The sequence below is a fragment of the Microcoleus sp. BR0-C5 genome (assembly GCF_036705045.1).
Lineage (GTDB): Bacteria > Cyanobacteriota > Cyanobacteriia > Cyanobacteriales > Microcoleaceae > Microcoleus.
Genome location: NZ_JAUBTR010000015.1, coordinates 91,705 through 103,516 on the forward strand (window position 1 = coordinate 91,705; position 11,812 = coordinate 103,516).

Annotated in this window: 5 protein-coding genes and 1 pseudogene; 3 read left to right on the forward strand and 3 right to left on the reverse strand. The window is 48.2% G+C overall.

Going from position 1 to position 11,812, the window contains the following annotated elements; genetic code table 11:
- Positions 1-2,529, forward strand: a pseudogene (locus QUB08_RS10105) (DUF4347 domain-containing protein); the annotation flags it as partial.
- A gap of 748 nt (positions 2,530-3,277) precedes the next feature.
- Here the strand turns inward: QUB08_RS10105 and QUB08_RS10110 are convergent.
- Both QUB08_RS10110 and QUB08_RS10115 read right to left on the reverse strand, forming a co-directional pair.
- Positions 3,278-3,901: a GNAT family N-acetyltransferase gene (locus QUB08_RS10110; RefSeq protein WP_333224620.1), complete on the reverse strand. Its 624-nt coding sequence runs from the start codon at positions 3,899-3,901 to the stop codon at positions 3,278-3,280.
- 321 nt (positions 3,902-4,222) lie between these two features.
- A complete protein-coding gene (locus QUB08_RS10115; protein ID WP_333224621.1) occupies positions 4,223-4,471 on the reverse strand; it encodes a hypothetical protein in 249 nt (82 codons plus the stop codon).
- Positions 4,472-5,628: 1,157 nt separating this feature from the next.
- Between QUB08_RS10115 and QUB08_RS10120 the strand changes: the two genes are divergently transcribed.
- Together QUB08_RS10120 and QUB08_RS10125 are read left to right on the forward strand one after the other, a co-directional pair.
- A complete protein-coding gene (locus QUB08_RS10120; protein ID WP_333224622.1) occupies positions 5,629-9,153 on the forward strand; it encodes a response regulator in 3,525 nt (1,174 codons plus the stop codon).
- 800 nt (positions 9,154-9,953) lie between these two features.
- Complete coding sequence (locus tag QUB08_RS10125; RefSeq protein ID WP_333224623.1) at positions 9,954-10,400, forward strand: hypothetical protein; 447 nt, start codon at positions 9,954-9,956, stop codon at positions 10,398-10,400.
- 239 nt (positions 10,401-10,639) lie between these two features.
- Here the strand turns inward: QUB08_RS10125 and pheS are convergent, their stop codons facing one another.
- Positions 10,640-11,644: a phenylalanine--tRNA ligase subunit alpha gene (gene pheS, locus QUB08_RS10130; protein ID WP_333224624.1), complete on the reverse strand. Its 1,005-nt coding sequence runs from the start codon at positions 11,642-11,644 to the stop codon at positions 10,640-10,642.
- Between the last annotated feature and the right edge of the window lie 168 nt (positions 11,645-11,812).

Consider the following 11,812-nt stretch of genomic DNA (forward strand, 5'->3'; position numbering starts at 1 on the left):
ACACCAACTCCAACTGGCAACCAACCGCCATTAGCCAACAATGCCAACTCCAGCCTCGGCCCCAACAGCAGCCAGTTAGTCACAGGATTGGGAGGAAGCGACCCCGACGGGTCGATCGCCTCTTACACCATCAACACCCTGCCTCCTGCAGACCAAGCCGTCCTGTTTTTAGGAGATCCAGCTTTGGGCGGTGTACCAGTGACACCAGGCCAAGTCCTGACTCCTGCACAGTTACAGCAACTGTTTTTCTTCACGACGGGCAACTTTACAGGAGCCAATTTCACCTACAGCGCCACAGACAACAGCGGTGCCACCAGTCCCGCTACCGCTACTGTCGCGGCCATACTTCCAACTGACAACCAACCGCCAGTTGCCAACAATGCCAACTCCAGCCTCGGCCCCAACAGCAGCCAGTTAGTCACAGGATTGGGAGGAAGCGACCCCGACGGGTCGATCGCCTCTTACACCATCAACACCCTGCCTCCTGCAGACCAAGCCGTCCTGTTTTTAGGAGATCCAGCTTTGGGCGGTGGCGTACCCGTCACACTAGGTCAAGTCCTGACGCCAGAACAGTTACAGCAACTATTTTTGCAAGCCACAGGCAACTTTACAGGAGCCACTTTCACCTATAGCGCCACAGACAACAGCGGTGCCATCAGTCCCGCTCCCGCTACTTTTGTCGCTATCTTGCGGGCGGATGGGCCAACTCCCACACCAACGCCGACATCGCCGATCATCTCAAATCCGATCGGCGAAACAGATACCGACTGTCAATGTTCGCCCATTATTGAAAAACCGGGAATTAACTTTGCGCCGCCGCAGCAACCACCTGCTGTTGGATTTGTCCGGCCGATTTCACAATTTTCCGAGGGACAAACCACCAAAGGAACCGACGGCGATGACTTGATCGTAGACACCAAAGGCAACCAAAAAATCGTCGGTTTTGAAGGTAACGACCTGCTTTTAGGTGAAGACGGCGCGGACGAAATTCACGGCAACGAAGGCAATGACAGGATTTTTGGGGGCATTGACACCGATATTGTTTACGGAGACGAGGGCAACGATATCGTATTTGCAGGCAAACAGAACGACTGGATTGCCGGCGACTTAGACTCTGACACCCTGTTTGGAGATCGAGGTGCGGATACGATTTTGGGAGACAACGGCGGCGATAACTCCAGCAGTGCTCAAAACAATGGCGATTTGATTTTCGGAGGCGAGGGTGCAGACCTCATTAACGGCAACGAGGGCGACGATACCATCCATACCGGCAAAGGTGACGATATTGCCCTTGGAGGTAAAGAAAATGACCGAATTTGGGGCGAACTCGGCTCCGATACCTTGTTTGGTGGCATCGGCTCTGACAGCTTGTTTGGGGGCATCCGCGACCAAAGGGCCACCGACTCCCAGGGACGCGACTTGCTGTACGGAGGCTTCGGTAACGACTTCCTCAACGGCCAACAAGACGACGATACGCTGGTTGCAGGCAAAGATAACGATCGCGCTTACGGAGGTAAAGGCAATGACATCATCTACGGTCAATTAGGCTCCGATACCCTCTACGGCGGTGAAGGAGCCGATACTCTGCTCGGTGACAGTGGCAGTTCCCAGTCAATCGGGGATATTGGGGAACAAGACTTAATCTTTGGCGACAGCGGCAACGACATCATCGGCGGCGGCCACGGTAATGATACCGTGCAAGCAGGTAAAGGCAATGATTGTGTTTGGGGTGGCAAAGATAATGACCTGATTTGGGGCGAGCTCGGCTCTGATACCCTTGTTGGCGACAGCGGCGATGACACCATGTACGGTGGCGCTCGAAGTCGAGTTAAAGATGTTGGCGGTCAGGACTTGCTCTTTGGCGGCATCGGTGCTGATGTGCTGTTTGGCGATGAAGCTGAAGATACCATCAGTGGCGGTCAAGACAACGATTTGATTTACGGCGGTAAAGCTAACGACCTCATACACGGAGATCAGGGCGACGACTTGATTTACGGCGGTGACGGCAGCGATGAACTCTGCGGTGGCGAGGGTAACGATACTATCTATGGCGATCGTGCTGATAACCGGGCTGTCTCGGTGGGGGCAAACGACCAGCAAGACTGCATCAACGGCGGTGATGGCGATGACTTGCTCTACGGCAATGAAGGTCAAGATACTATCAACGCAGATGCTGGCAGCGATACTCTGATTGGTGGTAAAGATAACGACCTTCTCAATGGGGGCGCTGGAGATGACTGGCTGTTTGGCGACTTGGGCGAGGATACTTTAATTGGAGGTATTGGGTTCGATCGATATGTGTTGAGTGCTGATGGCGGCATTGATACTGTCATTAACTTCGAGGTAGGCGTCGATAAGTTGGTTTTGAGCGACGGCCTGAGTTTCCAGCAGTTGCAATTTAGCGCCACTCCGAACGGTACGTTGCTGCAAGTAGCAGGAACCGATCGGGTTTTAGCAAATCTGGTGGGGGTTAACGGGGCGATCGGCTCCTCGGATTTCCTATCAGAGATCTTGCGCTTTGAGGGTTAGAATTGGTGGCGAAAGTCCCCTGTTCTGGCGAACAAAACGCCACAGCAGATCCGAACTTCTGTGGCGTTCCTCACAATACTCAATCGGGGGCTTGAAACTTTGTTGCACTCGGCTTTTGTCATGGCTCTTACAGTGGCTTTTTGTCCCTCTCTAAAATGCTAAAAAATAAGGGTGTATTCCAGCCGGATTTGGTATAATATCAAATCAGTTAGCCTTGGGATTATTCATAAATCTCTTATTATCCGCGTGAATCAGCGTCAATCCATTGTCATCTGCGGTTAATAAATTTTCTTTTTTTAACCGCAGATGTGGGCAGATAAACACAGATTAACGCAGATGAATTCGATTAATTCCTGTTGCAGCGTCCGTGATTTTTGACTTGTTTTTACGCCCGACGAGGCGACGGGAGTTGATATAACTTTGTATGGAGTTTTTCAGGTGTTCCCAGGTACACAAGGGTTGGTAACAAATAGTGTTTAAGCTGTTTTACATTTAAACTGTGTGTCAAAAATCCATAAAACTATTGTGGGACGGGCTTCTAGCCTGTCCCGAATTTTCAATTTAAATGCGTAACAGCTTACTAGCAACTAATTTTATTGTGTTTTGCGATCGGGCTTAAGAGTCAACTAAAATTCATCACTAATTCCCCATTTCCATTCCATTGATTCACAATAGAAGGAAAGAAGAGCTATTTTTTCCTTTTTCTTGGCGAAGCCCCAATTCCCGATAATCAATTCAAATACTTAGCTTAGGATAGCGATATCTGCTTGCGTAAAAACAGCCGGCGCGGCTGCCCCAACAGCCAACCAGTCCAATTCCAATCCACCTGTTGCAAGCGATAGCCGGCTTGATAGTACAACTGTCGCGCTGGGTGATTATTTTCCAGAACGTGGAGGTAAATCTCAGAAAATCCCCATTCTCTGGCTGTCTCCTCGCAGTTGCTGAGCAATTGTTGAGCAACCCCTTGCCGCCGGTACTCCGGGTGAACGGCTAAATTCGACAAATAAGGATAGTCAGAATTAGGGATTTGCCAAGGAAAGCGAGAACGCAGAGCCATTTCTACTGTTCCTGTTATGCGCTGATCTCGGTGCGCCCTATAATTCTGCGTTCCCTCCTCGCGCGAGACTAGCTCAGCAACCAGACAAATGTAATGTTCTGCCTTAGAACGCAGTCGATTTTTTAAATCTTCGTAAATGCCCAAACGCAACACTGGATACACCCATTCTACAAACCCCTCGCGGGAGTGAAAGCTCATGGCTAAAATATCAGCTAGCTGCGTTAAGTCGTTGGGCGCAGCCACCCGGATCGAAAAACCAGAAAGTCCGGGGGTTTGTTGTTGGTGAGATGGTGAGGAAAAAAAGGAAGGATTCACAATGCCAGGCCACTATATTAATTTTTTTACGCTGGTTTCTAAGCTACCCTCTTAGAAAATTCACTGATGTTATACTGATCTTATAACGTAACTTATAGGCATAGTTTATTAGCCCGATTAAATTACATTTTTTGGTGCTTGACTTTAAGTAGTATTTGAGGTAAAGGGAAAATTTTTAGCAGTTAATACTCTAGTTATGAAAAAATAAAACTCATCCCCTAATACTAGATTTGTGGATAAGCTATTTGGCTTTTAAATTGAAGCTTGATCCCTGGCTTTCGGCCGGCATCACAAGAGTTTAAGTAAACAGTAGCTTACAAATTAAATGCGCGACAGCTTAGCGGGCAAGGTATTAAAAACAATCACAAAGGTTTTAACGTCAGGTTCCCGGAATCCTACCGCTCTCTGCTTACCGAAATACCCGATCGAATATAATTTATCCGTCAAGCGGTAGTTGAAAAACTCAACGACTGACCATACTAACACCGGGTACGGCTCGATCGCGCGTCGGATGTTCCCCGCCGCCCCCCGACCTGGCACCCCAGCTTTCAGCAGTTCTGGGCTATCCATCGCCCATCCCCGATCAAACCTGCCTTACCTGTTGAGCTACTGGGTACTTTTCCAACCTCCAATTTAAATTTGGATGCCTGGAAACTGTCTGCAGGGGTTTTCCCCGTCGGTTCGATACTCTGCTGCGCGCGAGACCTTCAAAACCTCGATCGAGCTGATTGACCCTGCCCAAAAACCGATACAAGCCACCGACACTCGTCGGGGACAGATCAAAATTTTCGACCCTAGTTCAAGCTCCGCGATTCATCTGTGGAGTAAATCTCAAATCTAAAATCTCAAATCTCAAATCGACTGATCGGTTTCCACAGAGTACATCCCTAGCTAAGATTAACAGATGGATGCTCGAACTTGCGGTGTTTCGCCGCAGTAATTGGCTTGGGCGTTGGTCTGGAGGAGGCACAAAAAATGCCGAGATCGGGGAAAAAAGTGCAAGTCTAACTAAAATGGTACAGCAATTGCGTCACTCCCACAGACACCTCTGTGGTCTGTGGGCCACCCCCGAATATCAGTCAGGGGCTCGGCGCCCGATTGTGGTCGCTATCCTTGGCTGACTGTTAAAGTTGCTATTACTTGTGGGAAAAAAACACAGGGGAAGATGTTGGTTGTCTATTGTATCTTGCTGCGGGCAGCTTTCACATACCAAATAAAATATTCCCAGGAGCCAGTATCTAACATACATTTGGCAAATAAACTCACAATCAGGACGCTTATTCCTATGTATTCTGAGATATCCAGACGGCAGTTAAAATGGCTAGATTTGTGTTTGCTCTCCTGCTGCATAAAGGTAGGGGGGGAAAGAAAATTATCGGGAGACGAGTTTATGTGAATATCATTAAATAATAATAAAATTGGGGTGCACGACAGATAACTGTGGCTCAGAAGAATTCCGAATTGAAAACCCAGACATCAAAAATCAAGGTTGATGCTTGCCTCGACCTACTCACAACAACTTCATATCCACGAATTATTGTGATACCATTTTCCCAAAATAATGGCACTCTAGGCAAACTCCCAATCCTTATGTCATCAGTCATTCGCAATCGAAAATCGAAAATCGAAAATCGAAAATGGTATGACTTCAGTAAGTTAAATCGGCGAATTCTTCCCTTAATCAGACTTATTAAATCGAACAGCCCCGGGGCACAGGAGAACGGTGCATGAATTCCCAAGAAAATCCTAAACTAAAAATTCTGATCGTCGATGACGAACCGGATAACCTCGACTTGCTTTACCGCACCTTCCATCGAGACTACAAAGTGCTCAGAGCCGAATCTGGCCCCGCTGCTCTCGAAATTTTGGCAAAAGAGGGAGAAGTAGCAGTGATTATCTCTGACCAGCGAATGCCAAAAATGAGCGGTACGGAGTTTCTCAGCCTGACGGCAGCTCAGTACCCCGACGTGATCCGAATTATTTTAACTGGCTATACGGATGTTGAAGATTTAGTTGAAGCTATTAACGCTGGCAAAGTATTCAAATACGTTACCAAGCCTTGGGATGCTCAAGAGCTGATAAATCTTGTCAGTCAAGCTGTTGAGACTCACAATCTTCTGAAAACGCGCACCAATGAACTGCGCCGTGCTTTGAGCCAAGAATCGCTGCTTTATGCCGTTACCAATACTATCCGATCGGCTCCCAATTACCAGCAAATGCTGCAAAGAATTGTGGAAACTGTCGGGCAGATGTTTGAGGTGAGTTGCTGTCTGCTGCGGCCGTTCCAAGACGGCCGGGTAGCCGATGAGTGGTTCGTTTACCAGAAGGCAGAAACTAAAGGGCAGCAGGGCGATGAGGAAACGAGGCCCGGTGATGCTTCTGCTGCCGAACTCTCCCCAGATTTGCTTCCGGATTTGGTTTGGGAAACTCTGGATGTGGAGGTGATTCAAGATGCCCAAATTGACGATCGAGTTTTAAACTGGGATAATCAGCAACGACGGCAGGCTTACGAAGCTGCGAATATTCGATCGAGCTTGATCGTACCGCTATTTTACAAAATCGAACTGATGGCAGTGTTGGCGCTGCACCAGTTTGAGGAACCGCGCCAGTGGCAAGACCACGAGGTACAGTTGGTAATTACGGTGGCAGACCAAGCGGCTTTGGCGCTTTCTCAAGCCCGGGCTTACGAACAGGTGCGGGCGCTGGCCAAGCGCGAGGCCTTAGTCAATACTATTACTACGGCAATTCGATCGAGTCTCGATCCCCAAAATATTTTTGCAGCCATTACTCAACAACTCGGCCAAGCTTTGCAAGTTGACGGCTGCGCCCTATCTCTGTGGACAGAAGATGATGAATACGTCCAATGCGTGGGGCTATACGACACAGATAGGGATACCGTGGCTGTAGAACAGGGTTTTATTGATAATCCAGAGCTAGTTGCGAACCCTCTGGGCTACGAGACGGCTTCTGGCGATGCTGCTGCTAACACTCGCGCCTGGGTTTTTGCCCATCCTTCTTTACCACAGTCTTTGGTGCCGATTCGGGGCAATCCGGTGTTGCTGCAAGTTATGATATCAAAAGAGCCGGTGGCGATCGAAGACCTCGACGAACACCCCGAATTAAATGTTACAGAACTGCAAGTTCGATCGCCAGCCCGCGCCCTGTTAGTCGTTCCCTTGCTCTCAGAAGGCAAAATCATCGGCAGCATTTCCCTGCGCCAAAATCACAGCATCCGCCGCTGGAACATCTCAGACATTGACCTGGCTCAAATAGTCGCAACTCAAGCTGCTCTGGCCGTGCAGCAGTCGCGCCTCTACCAGACTACCAGACAGCAGGCAGAACGGCTTCTGGAAGCCGATCGGCTCAAAACCGAATTTTTCCAAAATATCTCCCACGAGTTCCGCACGCCTCTAACTCTAACTATCGGCCCTCTAGAATCAGCTTGCAGACGCAAAGAAGACTTACCCTACGAACAAGCCGTAATCGCTTTGCGTAATTCCCGCCGCCTGCTGCGCTTGGTAAATCAACTGCTGGACTTGCAGCGGCTTGATGCCGGACGGATGCAGCCAAGTTTTCGCCCCTGCGATTTAGTCGGTTTCTGTTACTCTACCGCAGAGTCGTTCCGCGCCTACTGCGAGAAAAAAGGACTGCACTTAATTACCCAACTGCAAGAATGTCCTTTACTTTATTTGGACTTGGAAAGATTCGACAAAGTTATTTACAACCTGCTGTCAAATGCTGTCAAATTCACCCCAGAAGGCGGAACTATCACCCTCAAAGTTGAATCGGCCGGCGCTCACTGCCTGTTACAAGTAAAAGACACGGGTATCGGCATTCGCACCGAACAAATTCCCTATTTATTCGAGCGCTTTCACCAAGCCGAAGGTTCAGCTAGCCGTTCCTACGAAGGCAGCGGTTTAGGTTTGGCACTTGTCAAAGAATTAGTCGAACTTCACGGCGGTCAAATTTCAGTTGAGTCAGTTTACGGCGAAGGTACTACTTTTACCGTTTGGCTGCACTTCGGTTCGACGCACTTGCCCCCGGAACAGGTACTAGAAATACCTGCGGAGTTTCACTCATCGAAAGCTGCGGTGGAACTGGCAGATGTGGAGGCGGATTTGTCGGAAAATGAGGCAGAAAATCCTAACTTTGAGGCGCTCGATCCTGTCCGATCAGAAACAGCAGTGGGAACGGTTTTGGTGGTTGACGACAATCCAGATTTGCGCTTTTATGTGTCGGCAATTCTGCGAGATTCCGGGTTTGCAGTTTTGTTGGCGCGCAACGGAGAAGAAGGATTTGCCGTGGCTAAAAAACGTCGCCCTAATTTAATTATAACTGATTTGATGATGCCTTTGATTTCGGGCTTGGATTTGATTAAGATGATTCGAGAGGATGAGGAATTACAGGGAACTCCGGCAATTTTGCTGACTGCTAAAGCCGACGAAGATACTCGAATTGAAGGAGTAGAACGGGGTGCGGATGCTTATTTGTCCAAGCCTTTTAATGATCGAGAATTGTTGGCGGAAGTGCGGAATTTGATCGCCCTCAAACAAAATGAGCGCCGAGTGCAGCAGTTAAACAGTTATTTAACTGAGTCGGTGCTGCGCCGATTTTTACCGCCGGCGATGGTGAAGGCCGCAGCGGCTGGAGATTTGGCCTTGGATTTGCGCCCGGAACCGCGATTGATTACTATTTTGTTTAGCGATATTGTTGGTTTTACTCAAATGGCAAATACGCTGCGCTCCCGCCGGGTAGCTGAGCTTTTGAATGAATATTTGGCGGCAATGACTAAGGCTATTTTTGACAGCGGCGGTACCGTGGACAAGTTTGTTGGAGATGCGGTAATGGCTTTCTTTGGCGCGCCGGAGGAACTAACGCCTAATGAGCAAGTACGTCGCGCTGTGGCTGCTGCGGGGCAAATGCTGCGAGCTCTCAAGGAGCTTAACAAGGGCTGGTTGGAGCAGGGAATTGTTGGGGAAAATGGCGTGCCTCCGGTGCGGTTTCGCTGCGGAATTCACCAGGGTACTGCGGTGGTGGGGATGTTTGGCGGCCCTGATCGATCGGATTATACTGCGATCGGGCCGAGCGTGAATATTGCCGCCCGCTTGCAAGAGGTGACGGAACCAAACACGGTGCTAATTTCGGCGGCGGTTGCAGATTATGTTGAGGAAAATCGCATTGTTAAATATAAGCCTTTGAAACTAAAGGGAATTGATGAAACGGTATTGACTTTTTTGCTAAATTGTGATTAGTCATTATAAGTATTATCTGTTGAGCTCCCACGCACAACTTCGGGAACAACCTATTCCTAAATAAGTAGATGAGCGGCCAAATATGTATGTAGCCCAAAGCGATGGTCACTCCGTGAAATAATTCTTAGAAGCGATATTTTATGAAAACAATCGCCCGGTTGATGATAGCTTGACTGTCGCACCTACTTACTGGTCGTAAACAATGTGTTAAATTTAACTTGAATCACGCTAGTTAATGTTTAGTTGCATAAACATAATTTTTCCCGCCTATCTACTTAAGCGCGCGGCTCTGCGCTCCGGTTGTGGAGTCATATCAATTCCGGTTGCATCGGAATAGTCAAATCCAGTCAACAATCAACAATTACCGATGGATGGTGGAACCGGAATTGATATCATTCATCTGCGTTAATCTGTGTTTATCTGCCCTCATCTGCGGTTAAAAAAAGAAAATTTCTTAACCGCAGATGACAAAGGATTGACGCAGATTAACGCAGAAGTCGAGAAGAGATATATGAATAATTCCGACCCTAACAGATTTGACATCAATTGTTTAATCTTTAATCTAAAATCTACAATCTACTCACCAAAGTTCAAGATTCTAAATGGCGGCTGGGGAGTCAACTCTAAAATCTAAAATCTAAAATCTAAAATCTAAAATTGACTGACATTCTTTGCGTCCATCTATCAAAAGGGGGAAATTTTTTAACCGTTCGTTGGCGGATAACATCTCTCTAGAGAACGGTTCAGCCGATCGCTCTGATCGAGTAGAAATAGAATGTCATCTCTGAATTGTGTATTGTATGAAACTGAATTCTTTTACGAAACGGCTTTCGACTGTCGGGCGCTGGATGGCTACAACTGTGCTTTGCGTGTCAGCGATGGCCTTCGTGTGGTCTGGTGCGTTCTTCTCCAACACCGCAGCAATGGCCTCTCCTGCTGTAAACTTGATCGCAGCAGCAGATGCGGGCGATGCGGTTCAAGAAAAAGCCAGCAAAGATGCTGGACGAGCCAAGAACTTCATCCGAGATACAGAAGAGAAGGTTAAGGAAACTGCCAAGACAAATGCTGCTAAAGTCGATCGAGCATCTGAGGATGGTAGTGTCGTAGAGCGCAAAGCTAAGAAAGATGCGGCCACAATTGAGAAAAGAGCATCGGAAGATTCAGCTCGGACTCAGGAAGCAGTAGATAATACCAAGAATGCTGTAGAGCGCGCTGTTGACAGCATCAAGGATGTTTTTAGCAATTAGAAAATAAATAAGTAGGTAAGTGCAAAGGCCTTGTCTACTTAAGTAAGCGGGCATGAATAAACTGATGTGAGGGGGCGGGTTTTGACCTGAAAGAAGTCGGATAGCCAGAGTTACTTGCACTCACCCGCCCACAATATCTTATGGTTTTGTCGCTCTTGTCTGCTTACTTGAAACTCCCAAATTGATGTAGCTTAAGCAAAATCTCTAGAGGGTTTGTAGAACCGACCCCAAACCATGCTTTAAAATTGCCGCAAAAAGCGCAAGTCGCTAGCATAAACCCGGCGAATATCGTCGATTTCATAAAGTACCATTGCGAACCGCTCGACCCCAAAACCGGCCGCAAACCCAGTATATTTTTCTGGGTCTAAACCCACTCCTTTAAGAACATTAGGATCGACGGTTCCGCAGCCCAAAACTTCCAGCCATTTGCCGTTCCACTGCAAATCTACTTCGGCCGAAGGTTCGGTAAACGGAAAGTAACTCGTGCGGAAACGAATCGGCAAATCTTGCCCGAACATTTGCCGCAAAAACTCTTTAATTGTGCCTTTCAAGTCAGTAAATGTCAGACCTTCATCAATTGCTAAAAGTTCAATTTGGTGGAAAACTGCTGCGTGAGTAGCATCGACAGTATCGCGGCGGTAAACGCGGCCGGGAGAGACAATCCGAATCGGCGGTTTGTGCTGTTCCATGTAGCGAATTTGCACTGATGATGTCTGAGTCCGCAGTAAGTCGCCACCTGGTAGGTAAAATGTATCTTGCATATCCCGCGCTGGGTGGTCGGGCGGGGTGTTGAGCGCCTCGAAGTTATAATAATCTGTTTCCATTTCCGGGCCGTTGGCGACGGTGTAGCCGAGGCCGACAAAGATATCGAGAGCGCGGTCTATGACGGCGTTTAAGGGGTGAACGCGGCCTTGGGGGCGAAAAATCCCCGGCATGGTGACATCGATGGTTTCTGAGGCTAATTTGGCTTGGATTTGGGCGGTTTGGAGGGCGGCGCGCTTGTCTTCTAAATCGGCTTGCAGGGCTTCTTTGACTGTATTGGCGATCGCACCTACTTTGGGCCGCTGGTCTGGCGACAGTTTGCCCATCATGCCTAAAATTTGAGAAAGTTGACCTTTTTTGCCGAGGTAGCCGACGCGCAACTGTTCGAGTTGTTCGAGGGTATTGGCACTGGCGATCGCACTTTTGGACTCTTGACCGAGGGTTTCTAGTTGAGTTTCAATGTCGCTTAGCTGGACAGTCATTTTGATTTTAGATTTTAGATTTTAGATTTTAGATTGATGGCAGTTTTGGGCCAAGTTGAGTTTAGCGCAATTTTGGCTCTACAGCCTTGTTGATTTTAGATTTTAGATTTTAGATTGATGGCAGTTTTGGGCCAAGTTGAGTTTAGCGCAATTTTGGCTCTACAGCCT